At 34.9% G+C, this 20,982-nt stretch carries 18 protein-coding genes; 10 read left to right on the forward strand and 8 right to left on the reverse strand.

The window, feature by feature from the left end:
- Positions 1-181: 181 nt before the first annotated feature.
- The 7 genes from ABXQ82_RS07490 to ABXQ82_RS07520 form a co-directional block, all read right to left on the reverse strand.
- Complete coding sequence (locus ABXQ82_RS07490; RefSeq protein WP_367057217.1) at positions 182-688, reverse strand: OmpH family outer membrane protein; 507 nt, start codon at positions 686-688, stop codon at positions 182-184.
- Between the two features lie 35 nt (positions 689-723).
- A complete protein-coding gene (locus tag ABXQ82_RS07495) occupies positions 724-1,737 on the reverse strand; it encodes an OmpH family outer membrane protein (RefSeq protein WP_367057220.1) in 1,014 nt (337 codons plus the stop codon).
- Positions 1,738-1,913: 176 nt separating this feature from the next.
- A complete protein-coding gene (bamA, locus tag ABXQ82_RS07500) occupies positions 1,914-4,487 on the reverse strand; it encodes an outer membrane protein assembly factor BamA (RefSeq protein WP_367057223.1) in 2,574 nt (857 codons plus the stop codon).
- A 10-nt stretch (positions 4,488-4,497) separates the two neighbouring features.
- A complete protein-coding gene (locus tag ABXQ82_RS07505; RefSeq protein ID WP_367057226.1) occupies positions 4,498-5,238 on the reverse strand; it encodes an isoprenyl transferase in 741 nt (246 codons plus the stop codon).
- The gene (locus tag ABXQ82_RS07510; RefSeq protein WP_367057230.1) at positions 5,238-5,924 is read right to left on the reverse strand and encodes a DUF6089 family protein; all 687 of its coding nucleotides are present in this window, start codon (positions 5,922-5,924) and stop codon (positions 5,238-5,240) included. The genes ABXQ82_RS07505 and ABXQ82_RS07510 overlap by 1 nt, the downstream gene beginning before the upstream one ends.
- Before the next feature lie 124 nt (positions 5,925-6,048).
- The gene (locus ABXQ82_RS07515) at positions 6,049-6,933 is read right to left on the reverse strand and encodes an NAD kinase (RefSeq protein ID WP_367057233.1); all 885 of its coding nucleotides are present in this window, start codon (positions 6,931-6,933) and stop codon (positions 6,049-6,051) included.
- A gap of 37 nt (positions 6,934-6,970) precedes the next feature.
- The gene (locus ABXQ82_RS07520; protein WP_367057236.1) at positions 6,971-7,630 is read right to left on the reverse strand and encodes a CBS domain-containing protein; all 660 of its coding nucleotides are present in this window, start codon (positions 7,628-7,630) and stop codon (positions 6,971-6,973) included.
- 89 nt (positions 7,631-7,719) lie between these two features.
- Here ABXQ82_RS07520 and ABXQ82_RS07525 point away from each other — a divergent pair, with 89 nt between their 5' ends.
- The 7 genes from ABXQ82_RS07525 to pth all read left to right on the forward strand — a co-directional run bounded on the left by ABXQ82_RS07525 (position 7,720) and on the right by pth (position 14,175).
- A complete protein-coding gene (locus ABXQ82_RS07525; RefSeq protein WP_367057239.1) occupies positions 7,720-8,430 on the forward strand; it encodes a pyridoxine 5'-phosphate synthase in 711 nt (236 codons plus the stop codon).
- 119 nt (positions 8,431-8,549) lie between these two features.
- The gene (locus ABXQ82_RS07530) at positions 8,550-9,314 is read left to right on the forward strand and encodes an alpha/beta fold hydrolase (protein WP_367057242.1); all 765 of its coding nucleotides are present in this window, start codon (positions 8,550-8,552) and stop codon (positions 9,312-9,314) included.
- Positions 9,315-9,344: 30 nt separating this feature from the next.
- The gene (locus ABXQ82_RS07535) at positions 9,345-9,692 is read left to right on the forward strand and encodes a phage holin family protein (RefSeq protein ID WP_367057245.1); all 348 of its coding nucleotides are present in this window, start codon (positions 9,345-9,347) and stop codon (positions 9,690-9,692) included.
- 312 nt (positions 9,693-10,004) lie between these two features.
- Positions 10,005-11,333: a trigger factor gene (gene tig / locus ABXQ82_RS07540; RefSeq protein WP_367057248.1), complete on the forward strand. Its 1,329-nt coding sequence runs from the start codon at positions 10,005-10,007 to the stop codon at positions 11,331-11,333.
- Between the two features lie 143 nt (positions 11,334-11,476).
- Positions 11,477-12,151 (forward strand): ATP-dependent Clp endopeptidase proteolytic subunit ClpP, encoded by a 675-nt coding sequence (gene clpP, locus ABXQ82_RS07545; protein ID WP_367057251.1) that lies wholly within the window; start codon positions 11,477-11,479, stop codon positions 12,149-12,151.
- 74 nt (positions 12,152-12,225) lie between these two features.
- Positions 12,226-13,458, forward strand: coding sequence for an ATP-dependent Clp protease ATP-binding subunit ClpX (gene clpX, locus ABXQ82_RS07550; protein WP_367057254.1), 1,233 nt, complete (start codon positions 12,226-12,228; stop codon positions 13,456-13,458).
- A gap of 150 nt (positions 13,459-13,608) precedes the next feature.
- Positions 13,609-14,175, forward strand: a complete 567-nt coding sequence (gene pth, locus ABXQ82_RS07555; protein ID WP_367057257.1) for an aminoacyl-tRNA hydrolase — start codon at positions 13,609-13,611, stop codon at positions 14,173-14,175.
- 17 nt (positions 14,176-14,192) lie between these two features.
- On the opposite strand, the gene ABXQ82_RS07560 is transcribed toward pth, so the two are convergent.
- Positions 14,193-16,934: a reprolysin-like metallopeptidase gene (locus ABXQ82_RS07560; protein ID WP_367057260.1), complete on the reverse strand. Its 2,742-nt coding sequence runs from the start codon at positions 16,932-16,934 to the stop codon at positions 14,193-14,195.
- Between the two features lie 79 nt (positions 16,935-17,013).
- Between ABXQ82_RS07560 and ABXQ82_RS07565 the strand changes: the two genes are divergently transcribed.
- The 3 genes from ABXQ82_RS07565 to serS are packed head-to-tail and all read left to right on the forward strand — an operon-like array spanning position 17,014 to position 20,560.
- Complete coding sequence (locus tag ABXQ82_RS07565) at positions 17,014-17,940, forward strand: bifunctional riboflavin kinase/FAD synthetase (RefSeq protein ID WP_367057263.1); 927 nt, start codon at positions 17,014-17,016, stop codon at positions 17,938-17,940.
- Positions 17,930-19,267: an HTTM domain-containing protein gene (locus tag ABXQ82_RS07570; protein ID WP_367057266.1), complete on the forward strand. Its 1,338-nt coding sequence runs from the start codon at positions 17,930-17,932 to the stop codon at positions 19,265-19,267. The genes ABXQ82_RS07565 and ABXQ82_RS07570 overlap by 11 nt, the downstream gene beginning before the upstream one ends.
- Positions 19,268-19,291: 24 nt before the next feature.
- Positions 19,292-20,560 (forward strand): serine--tRNA ligase, encoded by a 1,269-nt coding sequence (gene serS / locus ABXQ82_RS07575; RefSeq protein WP_367057269.1) that lies wholly within the window; start codon positions 19,292-19,294, stop codon positions 20,558-20,560.
- Positions 20,561-20,982: the final 422 nt, after the last annotated feature.

The raw sequence follows: 20,982 nt of genomic DNA on the forward strand, positions 1-20,982 counted from the left end.
GATTTTCATCAGTATAAGTTCAACTATTTCATTACGATTAAGTGTAATGAAAGTTTACTACATAAAAAAAGCTGCTTCGTTAAAAGCAGCTTTAAGTAAGTTGTTTTTTTCCCATCCGGAATTGCTTTTTGGCAATTCCTACCTCCGCAAGGGAAAGGTGGAATGGAATTTATACTTTTAATTATATTCCTAAAGATTTTTTTACGTCATCCAATAAGTTTTTGCCATCTGCCATGATGGTAACGCCTTGAGAAGAATCCAATACGTAATCAAAACCTTGCGCTCTAGCTACTTTTAAGATGGCTGCTTTTGCGTCGTCAGTAATAGGCTTTAATAAATCGAACTCTTTTTTCTGTAAATCTTGTTGCGCTTTTTGTTGGTACTCACGGATACTTTGCTCCATAGTCTGCACCTCTTTAGCACGGTTTGTGTTTTCTTCCTTAGTTTTTGTAGCTGCTTCAGAATCATAAAGTTGCACTTTCTTTTGGAACTCGGCACCCAAAGCTTGTAATTCAGTTTGGTATGTTTTAGAAAGTGTCTCCAATTGCGCTTTAGCTTGTTCCATAGCAGGCATTGCTTGAATCAATTCTTGTGTGTTTATATGTGCAATCTTACTTTGAGCACCAGAAAAACTGATGGTTCCTATACTTAAAGCAGTTGCTAATAAAATTGTTTTTAAATGTTTCATTTTTAAAATAGTATTAATGTGTTATAGTTTTTAATTTAATTATTTCTCAAGCTATCCTTAGCTTTTTGTCTGTCTTCCAATATTTTTTGTTTTCTCGCTTCTAATTCCTTTTTACGTGCAGCTCTATCCCTTAATTTTTTTTGTCTGTTTTCTTCAATTAATTGAGCTCTCGTTTTTGTTTCGGTTGCAGGAGCGCTAGTTGTTGTTTCTTCTTTTGCTGTTTCTTCATTTTTTTCTTCAACATCATCTTGAGTGGCTATTGTTTTATTTCGAGCATCTAGTTTTGCTTGTTTTGCCTTTTCACGATCTTCTAAAATCTTTTGGCGCTTTGCATTTGCTTCTGCTTTCTTGGCTTCACGAGCTGCTAATATTTCTTGTCTGCGTTTTTCAACTGCACTTTCGCGCGCTTGTTTTTTTTCTTCCAGTGCTTTTTCGCGTTCCTCCAATTCATAATTAATCTCTGGAACCGCTTCTTCATTTTCCGCTGCTTTCTTTTCTGCTTTAGACTTTGCTTGCCTTCTTTTTGAAGACCGTGTGATGGCTCTTAAAACTTGCTCGCTTATATCGAATCGTTTTGCAGAGTATAGCATCACAACATCAGCGGATTTATCAAAAATAAAATCATACTTTCTACTTGCCGCCATATCTTGAACTGCTGCAAAAATTTGATCTTGAATAGGCTGCATCAACTGTTTTTGTTGGATCATTAAATCGCCATTTGGTCCAAAACGCTTTTGCTGATAATCGAGTATTTCTTTTTCCTCAAAAGCAATATCTTCTTCGCGTTCGTCTATGAGCTCTTTAGTTAAAAGTACTTTTTCATTGCTTAAATCTTTACGTTTTTGAGCAATCTCAGAAATTTTACCTTGGATTTCATTTTTCCATTTTTGGGTTTTGTCATCCAACTGCCCCATGGCTTCTTGATATTCGGGAACATTTTCTAAAATATATTCTGTATCAATATATGCTATTCGCACACCACGTTGCGCATGCACCGAAATACTCAGCATAACTACTAAGGTCAATAAAAAAAGAACTTTGTTTTTCATCTGTGTTTCTATTTTTATAATTTATAATTTCCAAAAACGACAGATGATTTCATGTTTTCTGTCTCTCTTTCGAATTGTATCTTCAAAATTAACGAAATTTAATCTTAAAAATTTTAATTCTCATTCAAATCATCAAAGTGTTATTAGAAAATATCGTGCCAAAACTAATTTATCGCTTAAAATTGTTGACCAATTATAAAGTGAGTTTCCCAGCCATTCTTAACACCAGTACCGTCTATCGAGTCGAAACCATGTCCAAAATCTATACCTAATAAACCAAATGCTGGCATAAAAATACGCACACCTAAACCTGCAGAACGTTTAATGGTAAATGGATCAAAATCTCTAAAACTGTTATATGAAGCCCCTCCTTCCATAAAACCTAAAGCATAAATTTTAGCTGAAGCTTTTAAAGTAACAGGATAACGTAACTCTAATGAAAACTTATTGTAAACACTACTACCATCTTGGCTTGATAGGGATTGATTAGGGTATCCTCTCAATTGCACCACTTGTCTGCCGTCTAAAGAAAAATTACCTAAACCATCTCCTCCAAGGAAAAAACGTTCAAAAGGAATCACACCTCTATCATTGTTATAAGCTCCTAGAAAGCCAAATTCAACACTTGGTCTTAATACCAAATCCTTTGTTAACTCGGTGTACCAATCTGCTTTAAAGTTTACTTTGTAGAATTCTAACCATTTAAAACGCTCTTGGTCTATTTGACCTATTCTTTCACTAGCAGCTATTCTATCCGCTTCAGAATTAGAAGTGTCGTTAATAATAGTTTGACTATCGGTTCGTTCTTGTTTTAAAGCTGAATAATCTACACCATCAAATAGAGAATAAGGAATAGATAGTTTTGCGGTAACGGAGAAATTTGAACCTCCTGTTGGATATATGGGATCTACTCTTGTATTGTTTCTACTTAAACCTACGGTATAAGATAAGTTTTTAGCGCTACCATTACCAAAGGTAAAAAGACCTGTATTGTAATTATTTAAATCGTAAACCTGATAACTCAATGCTTGAGATAACGTAAAATAATCATCCGGGACACTCAACCGTTTTGCCAACCCTAAAGTTATACCTGTAATATTAAAACTTTTGCTTTTATCTGCGCCCCTTGTTAAAGGGTTAAACAAAAACTGTTTGGTATGGGAAAGTGATGCTGAAAACTGTACTGGACGTTTACCACCTAACCAAGGCTCAGAAAAAGAAAAGCTATAGGTTTGGAAAAAACGACTTGCTTGTAAACGCAATGCCAATTTTTGACCATCACCCATCGGGATTGGCTTATAAGCATCTTTATTAAAAAGGTCTTTAATAGAAAAATTGTTGAAAGATAAACCTAGCGTTCCAATAAAACCACCGCCACCATAACCACCTTGAAGTTCTATTTGGCTAGATCCAGTTTCTTTAACCGAATATTCCATATCAATAGTGCCCTCATTAGGATTTGGATTGTTGAAGTTAGGCGAAATTTCCTGGGCATCAAAAAAGCCCAATTGCCCTAATTCACGAACCGTGCGTACCACATTGGCTTTACTATATAATTGCCCTGGACGCGTTCTTAATTCCCTGTATATAACGTGGTCGTTTGTTTTATCATTTCCAGTAACAGATACATCATTGAAATAGGCTGGTTTTCCTTCGGAAATTCGTATTTCCATATCAATTACGTTATTATCTGCGCTTACTTCAACTGGGTTTATAGATGAAAATAAATAGCCATTGTTTTGGTATAAATTCGCAATATCATCACCATCTGGTTTTGTGTTATCTTGAATTCGCTTTTCTAGGAGCACACCATTATAGGTTTCTCCTTTCTTAATTCTAAGATACCTGTTTAATTGCTGGTCTGTATAAACCGTATTGCCTATAAATTTGATGTCCCCAAATTTATAAAGCTCGCCTTCTTCTAATTTAAGATGAATTGAAATGGTTTTATCGCCCTCAACGCTAATACTGTCAGAAATAATGCGCGCATCGCGATAACCGTTTTCTGCATATTTGTCAACAACACTAGACAAATCTGCTTGATATGCAGAATCTATAAATTTAGAACGTTTTAAAATTCGTAATCTATTGATTTTTTTCGTGCTCTTCATTGCTTTTCTAAGCACCTTATCTTTTAGGGCAGTATTCCCATCAAAAGTAATATCCTTGATTTTTACTTTTTCACCTTTATCTATGGCAACCACCATATTTACTCTAGCCTTCTCAATGGAATCTTTTACTTCTACGGTGTTGATATGGACCTTAGCATTGTAAAATCCGTCTTTTTTATATTTTTTAACCAAAAAGTTTTTAGTAGTAGTAATAAGGTTTTCGGTAACTTTTGTGCCTTTTTTAAGCTTGTTGTCTTTTATAATACCTTCAATTTTACCTTTTTTTACACCCGTAACCTTGACATCAATTAACTGGGGTAAATCTGACAAGTGAATTTCCAAAAAAGCAGTATTTCCTTCAATATTTGTAAGGAAGACTTCAATATCACTAAAGAGTTTAGAGTTCCAAAGTTTTTTTATGGCATTTGCAATGTCTTCACCAGGAATGGTAATTTCATTTCCCTTTCTTAGACCGGAATATGCAACAATAGTTTGCTCGTTAAAAGTTGTATTACCAGAAACAGAAACACCTCCTAGGGTATATTTTTTACCGTTATCGTACTGTAGATCTTGCCCATGAAGCGCAAAGCTAAACGCAATAACTAATACTGCAATACATTGTTTTAGGTAAGTTTTCAATAAAAATGTATTAGCTAAGTTGTTCACTTGTTTTCCCAAATCGTCTTTCTCTTTTTTGATACTCTATAATAGCTTTATACAAATCTTGTTTTGTGAAATCTGGCCAAAGTGTATCCGTAAAATACAGTTCGGCATACGCTATTTGCCAAAGCAAAAAATTACTAATACGTTGTTCGCCGCTTGTTCTAATAAGCAAGTCCACGTCTGGTAAATTTTGCGTGTAAAGATGCTTATTTATAATTGATTCATCAATAATTTCGGGCGAAATTATGTTATTTTTAACTTTATTACTAATTTCTTTAACGGCGTTTAACAGTTCTTCTCGAGAACCATAACTTAGCGCCAAGGTTAAAGTCATTCTACTGTTGTCTTTTGTACACTCCATAACTTCCTTAAGCTCTTTGTTTACTTTGGATGGCAGTAAACTTAAATTGCCAATGGCTGTTAATTTTATGTTATTGTCCTGGAGTGTTTTTATTTCTTTCTTTAATGAAGAAATCAATAACTTCATTAATGTTTTTACCTCTAGTTTAGGGCGGTTCCAGTTTTCGGTTGAAAATGCATAAAGTGTTAGGTTGGGTACCCCTAATTCCGTAGAGGCTTCTACAACCTGTCTTACCGATTTGGTGCCACTTTCATGTCCAAAAGCTCTGAGCAACCCCTTTTGTTTTGCCCATCTACCATTACCATCCATAATAATGGCAATGTGTTTTGGTAGCGCTTCAAGTAGTATGTTGTCTTTTAAATCCATTAGTTAACGCAATAACAAGGGTTCTCGCCAAATGTGTAAGTTAAGGTAATTCCTGAAAACACATACCAATCATTATTATTTATATTCCCAAATTGGAAGGTGTCTCTAAATTCGGAATCAGGGATACTACCATCAATTTCATCTGAAAGTGTGTAGCGTGCGCCAACTTCGATCCCTAGAATAAAATTCTCTATAAAGCGCATTTTAAAACCTAGAGCCATCGGTATGCCATATGCCCAACTTTTGGTGTTTTCTGAAGTTAAAACCCCATTATTAAAATAATTGTTATCGTGACTTGCAAGGCTAATTCCAGTATATAAATAAGGAGTTGCTACGGGTTTTCTGTTGTGTAAATTATAGTTTAGGAACGTAAATTCCATACCTGCCGAAACTTCAAAAATATTAGTGTTGAAACTATAACCGCGTTGTTGGCGTCTAGGATCGTCTGAATTTGCATCGATACCTTCTAATTCGCTAAAAATCACGGACACTCTATAAGAATGTCTCGCGCTCCTGTTCCATTTATAAATTCCTCCAAATGCTGCTTGGTTGGGTGAGATATAATCGGTTGCGCCAACATCGCCAATAAAGTTGCTCCCTCCCACAAAAACACCAATTTCATTGATTTGAGAGAAACTTAATTGCACTGTTAACATGCTAATAATTAATAGGGTAACGTACCGCATAGCCATTTAAAGTTTGCAAATATAATAAATAAGATGTGCCTATTGCAATTTGTATTGAATAGTATGTGTGTAAAACTGAATTTATAGTGAATTATTGTTTAGAATTGATAAGTGAAAGGGGTGTTTAGTTCCGGTTGTCTTCCCCCCAAAGCATTTTCTTCCGAAGTGTTTTTAAAAAGCTTTCATCCAGTAAATCAATCATTTTAATTTTGAAGTCCGCTTTTTTAATAGTGATAATCGTATCATTATCCAGAGTGGCAATTCTTGAATCTAAAGATAACAAGTGTTGTTCTTCCCGTCCACGCACCTTTAGTTGTATTTTGGTAGAATCTGGAATTACCAAAGGGCGTGCACTAAGATTATGAGGCGCTATTGGCGTTAAAACAAAACTATTTGCGCCAGGTGTAATTACGGGGCCGCCACAACTTAACGAATATCCGGTAGAGCCTGTTGGCGTTGAAACTATCAGGCCATCGCTCCAATAAGAAGTTAAATACTCGCCGTCTAAAAGTGTTTCCACAGTAATCATAGAAGTGGTGTTTTTTCTGCTTACCGCTACTTCGTTCATGGCAAAATTTAAATCTAAAATATCTTCATTTTCAGGCGAGGTTTCTATAGCTAACAAGCTGCGTTCAGAAATCTTATATCGTCCGTCAATAATATTCTGGATTGCTTTTTCTATGTCCTCGACTTGAATGGTGGCTAAAAAACCCAGTCGTCCAGTATTGATGCCAACAATGGGAATGTCAAGTTTCATAACTAGCATAATGGCTCTTAAAATAGTGCCATCGCCACCAATACTAATTAACAAATCATAAGATTCATCTAAGTTTTCAAAGGTTTCAAACGTATCGTAAAACGTTCTTTTTGTGGATACAGATTTTATAAGTTCAGAAAATTCTGCTTCAATATAAACTGCAATATCTTTTTTAGCTACATAATTGAGTAATGTGTCAACCGAAGTCAATGTGTATTTATTGTTGAAACGTCCAAAAACGGCAATCTTCATTGGTATAATTTTTAATTACTAAATGCTCACAATGAGTTTAAATATTTAGGTATTTATTCAAATAATCCGACCGGTCTTTTAAACTTTGCTTAAAACTATCTTCTTCGTGACCAGAAGCAATATTATAACTGTACCGTCTGAAGGTTTGAATAATATCGTTTAAACCGGTATTGCCAATTTTTAAAGTAACTTGTACAATATCGTTTTTCATTTTTGAAACAAAAGCCCCTAAAATTTTTCCGTTATTGGACTCAACTATTTGGCTAATTTCGCTAAACGAATAATCATTAATGCCTTTTTCAATCACTAAAACACCTCCTGCTTCGTAGAAAAATGGCGATTCGTTAAATAATCCTATAACGTCATTGAGTTCATAGTAACCTATATAATTATTTTGTTCATTTAAAATAGGCATAATATTCGCGGAATTTTGAGCAAAGGCTTCTAAAACATCAAGCCACATAGTGTTTTCTTTTACGAAGAAATCTTCAATGGTGTGTAAATAATCGCTCAGGTATTTCTCGCTTTCAAAACAATGTACATCCATTTCAAAAAAAGTGCCCAAAAACACACCGTTTTCGTCCATAACTGGAATATGGGAATAGGTAAGCTGATTAAAAAGCTGTTGCAATTCGCTTATTTTGCTTTTGGTACTTAGCGGTTTTATATCGTTTATAATGAATTCTGAAAGTTTCATATGGAATATGATGTTATACTGCAAATTAATCAAAAAAATAGTACTTAGGGCTGTTCTACTTTGTATTTTTGTGCTTTAAAATAGAATTGATGACAAAGTTAAGCGTAAATATTAACAAGATTGCAACTTTAAGGAATTCAAGAGGAGGCGATGTGCCTAATGTAGTGCAATTTGCAAAAGATGTACAGCGTTTTGGAGCAGAGGGTGTTACCATTCATCCAAGACCAGATGAGCGTCATATTCGTTACCAAGATGCGCGAGATTTAAAACCTGAGGTTTATACCGAATATAACATTGAAGGCAATCCAATACACTCTTTTATTGATTTGGTATTGAGTGTAAAACCAACTCAAGTAACGCTTGTTCCAGATGCGGAAGACGCCATTACAAGTAATGCAGGTTGGGATACAATTACTCATAAAGACTTTTTAATTGATGTGATTAAGGAATTTCAAAATAACGGCATTCGGACTTCAATTTTTGTGGATCCAGTTTTAGAGCAAATAGAAGGTGCAAAAGCCACGGGAACAGATAGGATTGAATTATATACTGAAGGTTTTGCACATCAATACGGTTTAGGAAATAAAAACGGAATAAAACCATATACCGAAAGTGCTATTTTAGCCAATAAATTAGATTTGGGCATTAATGCAGGTCATGATTTATCGTTGGATAATATTCAATTTTTCAAGGAAAATATTCCAAATTTATTAGAGGTATCAATCGGACATGCTTTAATAGCTGAAAGTTTATATTTAGGTGTAGAAAACGTGATACAGATGTATTTGCGTAAGCTTTAATAAGTTGGCAGTTTACAGTCGCGGTGTTCAAAAATCGTTAATCAACAATTGTTACTCGTTAAACAAAGAAGGGTAATCACATAACAGTTTCCCTCCTTCGGAGGGATTAAGGGAGGAAAATGATATTACATTCAAACATTATAGGAGAAGGAAAACCATTCGTAATCCTACATGGTTTTTTAGGTATGAGCGATAATTGGAAAACCCATGGCAAAAATTTGTCGGAACTCGGTTTTGAAGTGCATCTGGTCGATCAACGAAACCATGGGCAAAGTTTTCATGCAGAAGAATTTAGTTATGAAGTGCTTGTAGCAGATTTAAAAAACTATTGCGAAGCACATGATTTAAATGATATGGTGCTTTTAGGGCATTCCATGGGCGGAAAAACAGCGATGTTGTTTGCTACGGAATATCCTGAACTAGTTTCAAAATTATTAGTAGCCGATATTTCGCCTCGTTTCTATCCTGTACATCATGATGCGATTTTGGAAGGATTGAGTGCTTTAGATTTCAATGAGATAAAAAGTAGAGGAGAAGCAGATAAAGTGTTAAGCAACTATGTGTCAGACGCTGGTACCCGAATGTTTTTATTAAAAAATCTCTATTGGGTTGAAAAAGGACAATTAGGATTACGCATCAACTTAGAGGTTTTAAAGAATGAAGTTGCCGAAGTTGGAGAATCCTTACCAAGCTACGCAAGGTTTGAAAAAGACACTTTGTTTTTAAGAGGAGACCGCTCAGAATATATTGGTGTTGGCGATGAAAGCATTATTAAAAACCATTTTCCAAACGCTCAAATTGTAACGATAGCTAATGCAGGCCATTGGTTGCATGCCGAAAACCCTAAGGATTTTTTTGAGGCGGTGTTGGGTTTTGTACAATAAATTAGTTCGTACTTTTAAAATAAAATAATCATGAATCTAATAATCAGACTTTTATTAAACGCCATCGCCGTATTTGCATTGGCCCATCTTTTAAGTGGTGTGCAAGTCGATAGTTATTTAACCGCAATTATCGTTGCTTTAGTGCTTGCGGTTTTAAATCTTTTGGTAAAACCTCTTTTGGTCATTTTCACCTTACCAGTGACCATACTTACTTTAGGCTTGTTTCTTTTAGTAATTAACGGATTAATGATTCTTCTAGCCGATGAATTTATCAATGGGTTTTCCGTAGCTAATATTTGGTGGGCGATCTTATTTAGCATCCTATTATCTGTACTGCAATCACTTTTACAATCTTTACTTAAAGAAGATAATATCTAGTAAATACTCGTTTTTCTTTTTTTTGGAGTTTAGTATCTGCTTTTTGGAATTTTAATGCTTTATGGCTTCACTCCTGGCTAGTTTGTTGTATGCCATTTTTTAAGTTGAACAGGTATTGTAAATCAACTAATTAAAAACTTTGCTGGGATGTAAAAATATACTAATTTTGCATCCCAATTTTAATATTGAATAATGCTTCAAATTTTTTCGAAGTTACAATTGAAATTGTCATTCCCATAAAAACGGGAATCTAGTATATAAGGTTACAAAACCTATTGTTAAACGCCTTACTAAAGGCTTATATCATTCAAAATGAATATTACAAGAGAAAACGTAGATGCATTAAATGCGGTAGTAAAGGTAGATATCGCTAAAGAAGATTACAGCGATACAGTAGAAAAAATCTTATCAGATTACCGTAAAACAGCAAATATCCCGGGATTTAGAAAAGGACATGTACCAATGGGAATGGTTAAAAAACAATACGGCAAAGCTGTTTTGGTTGATGAGGTTAACAAGTTGTTACAAGATGCGTTAAATAAATATTTAACAGAAGAGAAATTGGATGTCTTAGGACAGCCACTACCAAAAACCCAAGATGAAATAGATTGGGATTCTGATGGTTTTACCTTTGAATTTGAATTAGGATTAGCTCCAGAATTTGAAGTGAACCTTAAAAGCAAAAAATCAATTACGCATTATAATATCGTTGCCGATAAGAAAATGATTGATGAGCAAATAGAGCGCATCCAAAAGCAATATGGAAAGCTAGTGTCTCAAAATACTGTTGAAAAAGACAGCGAGATTACTGGAACTTATACAAATGAAGAAGAGGAAATTGATAATACCGTAACTTTAACTTTAGACAAGTTTAAAGGTAAAGCAACTGCAAAACAATTTGTTGGAGCTAAGGTTGGTGATGTTATCGCATTAAGTACAAAAGGGCTTTATGAAGATGACCACGAGTTAATGCATGCTTTAAAAGTGGAGCACGATAGAGCTCACGGTTTAGATATTGAAGTGTCTTTTACAATTACAGAAATCAATAAGCGCGAATTGGCCGATTTAGATCAAGAATTGTTTGATAAATTATTTGGTAAAGGTGAAGTGACTTCAGTTTCAGAATTAAGGGATAAGATTAAAGAAGATGCTGAAAAGCAGTTCAAACAACAGTCTGATCAAAAATTATTGAATGATGTTACAGAGCATTTAGTTGAGAACACAAAATTTGATTTACCTGCTGAATTCTTAACAAAGTGGATGCAAACCGCTGGCGAGCAAGAGATGGATGAAGCCCAAGCAAAAGAGGAATACGAAAAGTCTGAAAAAAGCCTGCGTTACCAATTAATTGAAGGAAAATTAATTGAAGGTCACGATATTCAAGTGACTATAGATGATATTAAAGATCATGCCAAGGAAATGATAAAAGGGCAAATGGCACAGTTTGGTCAAATGAATCCTTCAGATGAAGAACTTGACGGAATAGCTGCTCGTGTTTTAGGAAACCAAGAAGAAGCACGTAGAATCTCAGAACAATTGATAAGCCAAAAATTAATCGCCTTATACAAAGAAAAAGCAAACTTAAAAGTAAAGGAAATGAGTTACGAAAAGTTTGTTAAAGAAGTGTATGGCGATAAGTAATCAAATAATAATTCATTATATTTATGCGCTTAAATCACTATGATTTAAGCGCATTTTTGTCCGCTAATAGTTTATTTAAAACATGAAATTTAATTCACCTTATTGTAAATCAGGGTGATAATCAAAAAAATATAGAACCTACTATGGATTACGGTAAAGAATTTGAAAAATTCGCAATTAAAGATCAAGGCATCAGTAGCACATACTACAATAAAATTATTAGTAGCATGTACCCAACTAACTTAACACCAAACATTATTGAAGAACGCCAGATGAACATCGCTATTTTTGATGTGTTTTCTCGTTTAATGATGGATCGTATTATCTTTCTTGGCACAGGAATCAACGATCAGGTGGCTAATATCATTCAAGCACAATTGTTGTTTTTAGAAAGTACTGATGCTAATAAAGACATTCAAATATATATCAATTCACCAGGAGGTAGTGTTTACGCTGGTTTAGGTATTTACGATACCATGCAGTTTATCAAGCCCGACGTAGCAACAATTTGTACGGGTATGGCAGCATCAATGGGTGCGGTTTTATTGTGTGCCGGCACAAAAGGAAAACGTAGTGGTTTAACACATTCTCGTGTCATGATTCACCAACCAATGGGAGGTGCACAAGGTCAGGCAAGTGATATAGAAATTACTGCAAAGGAAATCATGACGTTAAAAGAAGAGCTTTATAAAATAATTAGTAAGCATTCGGGTCAGGACTACGACAAAGTATATGAAGATAGTGATAGAGACTACTGGATGAAGTCTGATAAGGCCAAGGAATACGGCATGATAGACGAGATTTTAGCTCGCAAATAATTTTTTTGTACTTTTATAAGTCCAAATAGCAAAAATGTAAGTAGTAAAACTACTTCCCTAAAATATAATGATTAATGGCAAAAGAAGAATTAGAATGCTCGTTTTGTGGCAGGAAAAAACCGGAAACCAACTTGTTGATTGCGGGTCTAGACGCTCATATTTGCGATAGATGTATTGAGCAAGCGCACGGTATTGTTTTGGAGGAATCCAAGCAAAGCGATAGCAACGATTTATCTGCAGAATTAAAGCTTAGAAAGCCACAACAAATTAAATCTTTTCTTGATGAATATATCATCGGGCAGGAAATGACCAAAAAGGTCATGTCTGTTGCGGTTTATAATCATTATAAACGTTTATTGCAAGTGCCTTCCAATGATGATATTGAGATTCAAAAAAGTAATATCATTATGGTTGGGCAAACTGGTACAGGTAAAACCTTAATGGCAAAAACCATTGCTAGAATGTTGAATGTTCCTCTTGCTATTGTAGATGCTACTGTTTTAACAGAAGCAGGATATGTTGGTGAAGATGTAGAAAGCATTTTAACACGTTTATTACAAGCTGCAGATTATAATTTAGAAAAAGCCGAAAAAGGTATCGTCTTTATTGATGAAATTGATAAGATTGCCAGAAAAAGTGATAATCCATCCATTACCCGTGATGTTTCAGGAGAAGGTGTGCAACAAGCTTTATTAAAACTTTTGGAAGGTACCGTAGTAAATGTACCGCCAAAGGGAGGAAGAAAACATCCTGATCAAAAATTCATTGAAGTGAACACCGAAAATATATTATTTATCGCTGGTGGTGCTTTTGATGGTATCGAGCGTGTGATTTCAAAGCGTTTAAACATGAAGGCAGTAGGTTATGCCGCATCTATGTCTGATGATGTTGTAGATCAACAAAATTTACTGCAATACATCATTCCGAAGGATTTAAAGGATTTTGGATTAATTCCAGAAATTATCGGAAGACTTCCAGTATTGACGTACATGGATCCACTAGATGCCAAAACATTAAGAGCCATTCTTACAGAACCTAAAAACGCCATTATTAAGCAGTATAAAAAACTGTTTTCTATGGACGATATCGAATTCACTATTACCGATGGCGCTCTTGAGTTTATTGTAGGTAAAGCAATTGAATATAAATTAGGGGCAAGAGGTTTGCGTTCTCTATGTGAAGAAATTTTAACCGATGCCATGTTCGAATTACCAAGTAGCAATGATAAAAAATTGAATGTTACTAAAGTATATGCTGAAGATAAATTGTCTAAAACAACACTCAAAAAATTGAAAGCGGTTTCTTAGTTTTTTGAGTAAATAATTATAATAAAGAGCATTCTGTTTATTCAGAATGCTTTTTTTATTTTTGAAAAGATTTTAAAATGTAATATTATTATGTGCAGGTTTTTATGGAATATTTTCAGATTTAAAAAACCTAAAGTTGAGCAAGACCCTATGAAAAAGTTTTTAATTGTTGGTTTAGGTAATATTGGCGAAAAGTACGCAGAGACACGTCATAATATCGGGTTTAAAATCTTAGATCATTTTGCCGAAAAAGAAGGGTTTTCTTTTGAAACACAGAAACTTGGAGATATTGCTACTTATAAATTAAAAGGAAGAACATTCGTTTTCTTAAAGCCAAGTACCTTTATGAATTTAAGCGGAAAAGCGATTTTATATTGGATGACGAAGGAGAAAATTCCAATGGAAAACCTCCTGGTAATTACCGATGATTTAAATCTTCCATTTGGTAGTATTCGTTTAAAAATGAAAGGTAGTGATGGCGGACATAACGGGTTAAAAGATACTCAAGACAAATTGAATACTACTAAATATAACCGTTTCAGGTTTGGTATAAGTGATGCATTTGGCAAGGGAAGACAAATAGATTATGTTTTAGGCGAATGGACAGATGAAGAAAAAAAAACATTGCCAGAGCGCCTGGACACCTCTGTCGAACTCATTAAATCTTTTGTGCTTGCAGGGGTAAATACTACTATGAATGCTTTCAATGGGAAGTAATTTCAGAATACCCCCACCTATTTCACAACTATTTTATGAGTATAAACTTTATTGGTATCATACAAATTCAAAAAGTACATACCTCCCTGTAAATGGTTTAGATCAATACTTTTGGTAATTTTCGATGCGCCATTAAATGTTTCGGTATGGATAAAACGTCCTTTCATATCAAAAACTTCAAGTTTTAGGTCACGTTCATCTGCACTAGTATTTAGTTTGATATTAAATACGCCGTCATTCGGATTTGGAAAAACACTAAAACCAACAAATGTATCTTCAATTAACTTAAAAGTAGTCGTGCAAAATTCTAAAGACCAATCGTTAAGCGTGCCCTCATCGCCTTCAAAATCATCAAAAATTGAAATCGTCCAGTTGCCTTGATTATCTAATCCTTTAAAAGCACTCAAAGGTTCTAAAGGTATAAATGTTCCTGTGGTAGGCGAATTGCAATCAACACTTGCTGCGTCATCATCAAAAGTAACATCAAGATTTTCGTAACCTGAATCGCGAAAGCAGTTTTCAGACCAAAGCACAGAAGAAATCGTTCCGTTAGGGTGTTGTAATGTAACTGTTAAATCACTAATAAAACTATGTGAAACATCAACATTGGCTCTTATACTGCTGATGGTGCCGGAGTTAGGGACATTAATACTATTGGATATTGTTTGGCCATCTAAAATCGATAAACCTAAATTTTCGCTAGATGCGTATTGTTCCTCACAGGTTGTTATAACCTCATAGCCAATTGCAAAATCAACAGTATTTACTGCGTAATAAATATTGCCAACAGGAACAATCATTATTCTACACATAGGTGCGGCTATATTTGGAACCAAAATATCTTCTTCTCCATCGTTTGGTGTATTAGTTATCAAAACAGTATCGAAAGTTAAACCAGCATCGGTTGATAATAAAATATTGACATTCGAGGTATTTATATCATTTGAATCCGTTCCAGCAACATCCCATGTAATCGTTTCAGTAGAGTTCTGCAACCAACTTATGTCATTTGTTGCTTGAGAAGTCACGGCAAATGGCCCAACAGGATTTGATGTATTACCACCTCTAACGTTTACTTGCATAGTATCATAACTAGATTGCCCAACGCTATTACTCATGGGGCTTCTATCTCTAACGGTCAATGCCCAGTTCAATGTTCTGGTTATGGTAGAAGCCGTCTCCCAATCGCTTCCCAATCCAGGATTGGTTTGGGTGATTTTACCGTTTAAAACGCTACTAAGCCTAGGGATATACCTGTCTGAAGACGTTGAGGGCGGTAACGATCTGTTCATGGAGCCATTACTTATAGTGGGGCCAAAATTAGTATTATCCACCCTCCCGTTATCTGTTTGTTCCCAACAATAGGTAAGCACATCACTACCATCAGCATCTGTAGCCATACCTTTTAATATGTATGGTGTTCCTGCCGGAATTATAAAATCGCTTCCAGCATTAGCACTAGGAGGGTTATTCGAGATGGCTTCAGTTGTTTGGCAACTTTTTGTGGCAATATTATCTAAAATTTGTTTGATACTATGAAAATGAAAATAAGGGTCGCTTTTGGTCGCTACATTATCTTCTCCTTGCAAGCCAGCATAAGCCATAACAGTTGTTCCGCTTCCAGGTTCAGAGTTTACGCCAGTACCTTCAGTATCAAATGCCCATGTGTGGTTAGCCCCCATTTGATGTCCAATTTCATGAATTACATAGTCAAGGTCAAAAGTATCACCTTCGGGTCTTGCGTCTGGTGGAGAAGTAAACCCCCTACCTTTAGAGCCGTTTTCACATACACAACCTATACAACCTGCAAAACCGCCGCCGCCATCATCACCAAATAAATGACCTATATCGTAAGCAGCATTTCCTATGGTAGATGTTAATGTGTTTTGTAGTTGCAAACTCCATCCATTGAGGTTGTCGAAGTTGTTTTCGTCGGTACCTTCGCCAGCATCAGAATAAGGGTCGGTATCTGCATCTGTGTAAATTATTTCGGTGGCATCAATCAGTTCAAAAGTAATGGCCATATCTGCTTCAAAAATAGCATTTACCCGAGCTAATGTCGCATTTATTCCAGCTAGTGCGCCGCCAACAGTTCCGCCATGATATGCGGTATATTCTCCAGTAACCGATATGGCAATTCTAAACTTTTGAAGCGTTTTATTGTTCGCGCCGCCTTCGTCCAACAAAGTTATATTAGAGTTTTTGGAAGCTTGATGTTTTAAAGATTCCAAAGTGGAACATTTAAAGGCTTTATCTGCCTTCGTTTTATCTGCTTTTTGATACACTACATATTCACCGCTACCCTTTTTTAAGGGCTGCATAAAAACGTTGGGTTTATCTAAATAGGAAATCATGGTTTGCACACCATTGGGAGATACGCTCATAGTTAATTGAGCTCCAGATCCATCAAGGGCGTAACCTTTGTAAGATTTTATGTTTGGAAATTTTGCAGCAAGCTTTGGAGAAAACACGGAAGATTCGGTAACGTTAAACGCTTTCATCGCTCCATTTTCATCAGGTATATTTAATATTCCAGAATTATTATTTTTTGAATACCTTGATATAGAGTTCAATTTCTGCTCGAATAACGACACATTCAAACTAAACGATGCTGTTTTGGAAGTATCTAAATTTAAATCGGAAATAGCTTTTAAATCCGTAGTGTTTTTTATAGGTTTCCATGCAGAATTTTGTCCGTTAAGAGAAAATACAAACAAAAATATTGTAAATGAAAAAACATAATGTAGTTTTGCTTTCATAACGATTCTAGGGGCTTTTGGTAACAAATCTAGCTTATTTCGATTAAATTAACAATTTTAAGTATTTATGGGTAAAACTATGAACATCGAATCTTATACATCTAAAGGGCCTTCGGTTGTCACTATCGGTACTTTTGATGGCGTTCATATCGGACATCAAAAAATAGTGAACCGTCTCATAACGCTTGGAACTAAAGAACGTTTAAATTCTGTAATTCTTACATTTTTTCCGCATCCAAGAATGGTTTTACAAAAAGATTCAGATATAAAGTTGATAAATACTATTGATGAACGCAGTCAGATTCTAGAACGTTTAGGGTTGGATTACCTATTGATAAAGAAGTTTACCATAGATTTTTCTAGGCTTTCCGCCGAAGAGTTTGTGACTAAAGTTTTGGTAAATAGGCTGAATGCAAAAAAAATAATTATTGGTTACGATCATAGATTTGGTAGAAATAGAAATGCGGATATTAATGATTTAATAAAGTATGGAGAAGAATTTGGTTTTGAAGTTGAAGAAATTTCAGCACAAGATATCAACGATGTTGCCGTAAGCTCTACTAAAATTAGAAAGGCACTTCTAAATGGAGATATTACTAAAGCCAATAAATATTTAGGCTATCCTTTTATGCTGACAGGCACCATTATAGAAGGTAAAGGTATTGGCAAGCAATTAGGTTATCCAACGGCAAATGTCAGTATAGAAGAAAGTTATAAACTCATTCCGAAACATGGTTCTTATATTGTGAAATCGGTTATTGACGGGAACACAGTTTTTGGCATGATGAATATAGGGTTTAATCCAACTGTTAATGGGGTGAAGGAATCTATAGAAGTTCATTTCTTCAACTTTGATGCTTCTTTATATAACCAAAAAATTCAAATTGATATTTTAGAGCGTATCCGAGACGAAGAGAAGTTTCAATCTATAGAAGATTTAAAATACCAATTGGAAAAAGACAAATCTTTTTCGCTAAATTTTATTAAAAATTATCATGCTAAATAAATGGTTGTTTAGACATATTGATAATTCACAATTAGTAATTTTTAGAATCTTTTTTGGCGCACTTTGTTTTCTCGAATCTTTCGGAGCCATGCTTACAGGTTGGATAAAAACCACTCTGATAGAGCCAAAATTCACGTTTTCTTTTATAGGTTTCGAATGGCTGCAACCATTAGAAGGCAATGGCATGTATGTTTACTATTTTGTCATGAGCATTTTTGGGTTGCTCATAATGGTAGGTTATAAATATAGAATGAGCATGATAGGTTTCACATTGCTCTGGACAGGGACTTATTTAATGCAGAAATCTTCATATAACAATCATTATTATTTATTGGTGTTGATTAGTGCAATTATGGTTTTTATGCCAGCACATAGAGACGTTTCTATAGATGCAAAACAAAATCCTGCCATTAAAACGAATGCAATGCCCAATTGGTGTCGGTTGGTATTTATTTTGCAACTCTTCATTGTTTACACTTATGCATCGGTAGCAAAGTTATATCCCGATTGGTTAGACGGTACCGTGTTAGAGGTTTTAATGCTAGGAAAAAAGAAATACTACCTCGTTGGAGAGGTATTGCAACAAAAATGGGTGCAAAATATATTGAGTTATGGCGGTATTCTTTTTGATGGTTTAATTATTCCATTTTTACTTTGGAAACCAACCAGAAAATGGGCTTTTATCGTGTCCATTGGGTTTCATTTATTTAACTCCGTAATATTCCAAATCGGTATTTTTCCATACTTGGCATTAGCATTTTATTTGTTTTTCTTTCCGCCTAAAACCATTAGAACTATTTTTCTTAAAAACAGATTGTTTTATAATGAAGCTGAAGTGAAACTTCCGAAGTTTAAGAATGGTTTTGTCATTTTGTTTTCAATGTATTTTATAGTTCAAATTGCGTTACCGCTGCGCCATCATTTTTTTGAAGATGATGTATTATGGACAGAAGAAGGACATCGTTTATCGTGGCGGATGATGTTGAGAGCAAAAAACGGAATAGTAACTTACAGCGTTTTGGATAAGAATTCAGGAGAAAAAACCACGATTAATTTAGATGATTATCTCACTAGAAAACAGCAACGGGGCGCAAGTACAAAGCCCGACGTCATTTGGCAATTTTCCCAACATTTGAAAAAAGATTTTGAAGCAAAAGGAAAAGATGTGGGCGTTTATGTAGATTGTAGAGTGAGCGTAAACGGAAAACCATTAAAACGTTTAATCAATCAAGATATAGATATCGCAAGCGTGCCATGGCAACCCTTAAAGCACAGCGATTGGATTTTGCCTTCAAAAAAAGAATTGAATCGTACATTAATTCCTTAAATTTGTCGCTTAAATTTTTGAATCATGCTACAAGTCCCATTTATAAAAGAAAACAAAGCAGTAGTCGTTGCCCGTTTAGCAAAACGAAATATTGACGCTGCTAAAATGATTGACAATGTTATTGCTTTAGATGAAAACAGAAAACGTTTGCAAGCGGAATTAGACAGCACACTAGCAGAGTCTAATTCAATTTCTAAGGAAATAGGCATGTTATATAAATCGGGAAAAGTCGCAGAAGCAATTAATTTAAAAGCAAAAACTGGAGAGCTTAAAGAAACTTCAAAAACACTTACAGATAGCTTAAACGAAACTGTTGAGAACTTAAAAGACTTGTTGTTTCAAATTCCGAATGTGCCTCACGAATCTGTTCCTGACGGAGTTTCTGAAGCGGACAACGAGGAGGTTTTCAGAAAAGGAGACATTCCAAAATTACATAAAGAAGCGTTGCCACATTGGGAACTAGCCAAGAAATATGATATCATAGATTTTGAACTTGGCAATAAAATTACAGGTGCTGGTTTCCCTGTTTATAAAGGTAAAGGCGCAAGGTTACAACGTGCCTTAATCGCTTATTTTTTAGATAAAAATACCGAAGCGGGTTATACGGAATATCAATTACCTCTTTTGGTCAACGAGGCTTCTGGAATAGGTACTGGGCAATTGCCAGACAAAGAAGGACAAATGTATCATGTTACAGAAGATAATTTGTATTTGATACCTACTGCCGAGGTGCCGGGAACAAATATCTTTAGAGATATAGTTTTAAGCGAAACCGATTTACCCGTCGGAATAACAGGTTACACACCATGTTTTCGTCGTGAAGCCGGAAGCTATGGCGCGCATGTAAGAGGTTTAAATAGACTGCATCAATTTGATAAAGTTGAAATTATAAGAGTTGAGCATCCAAGTAAATCTTATGACGCTTTAGACGGTATGGTTAACCATGTCAAGACTATTTTAGATGCACTAAAATTACCATATAGAATATTGCGTTTATGTGCTGGCGATACGTCTTTTGCCGCAGCTTTAACTTACGATTTTGAAGTGTTTTCTACCGCACAGGATAGATGGCTGGAAGTGTCTTCAGTATCTAACTTTGAAACTTTTCAAGCCAACCGTTTAAAATTAAGATTTAAAAATGCTGATGGCAAAAACGAACTGGCACATACTTTAAATGGAAGTTCTCTAGCCTTACCAAGAATTTTGGCCAGTATTTTAGAAAATTATCAAACTGAAGAAGGTATTGACATTCCAGAGGTTTTACAGTCTTATACCGGTTTTAATAAAATTTGATAGATTTTTCTTTCTAAATTTAACTTAAAATCGACGAAATGCATTTTTTTGATGTTGTTTGACGATTTTATGTAAGTTTTGTTGGTTGTTTTTAAGATATTTTCCAATTTAGTATCACCAAAATCAATTAACCTACTTAACCATGAAGAATGTAAAGCGCATAGTTCTGCTTCTTACTCTTATTTTTCTTGCAAGTAAAGTTTTGTTTTCAGATTTTAGTTTAGAAAAGCCTGAAAACGAAACGATAGCGGTTGTGAAAAAATAATATTTTTCCACGCACAAGGCTGTCCCCAATCGAGTGTGCTGTCGTTTTTAATAACGGTAGTCTAGTTAATAGAACATTAATTTTGGTTGGTTATGCCCGAATGTTTTATTTCGGGCATTTTTAGTTTTGGTATCACTACGCTTAAAACTACATTTTG

The sequence above is a fragment of the Algibacter sp. 2305UL17-15 genome, assembly GCF_040720935.1.
GTDB lineage: Bacteria > Bacteroidota > Bacteroidia > Flavobacteriales > Flavobacteriaceae > Jejuia.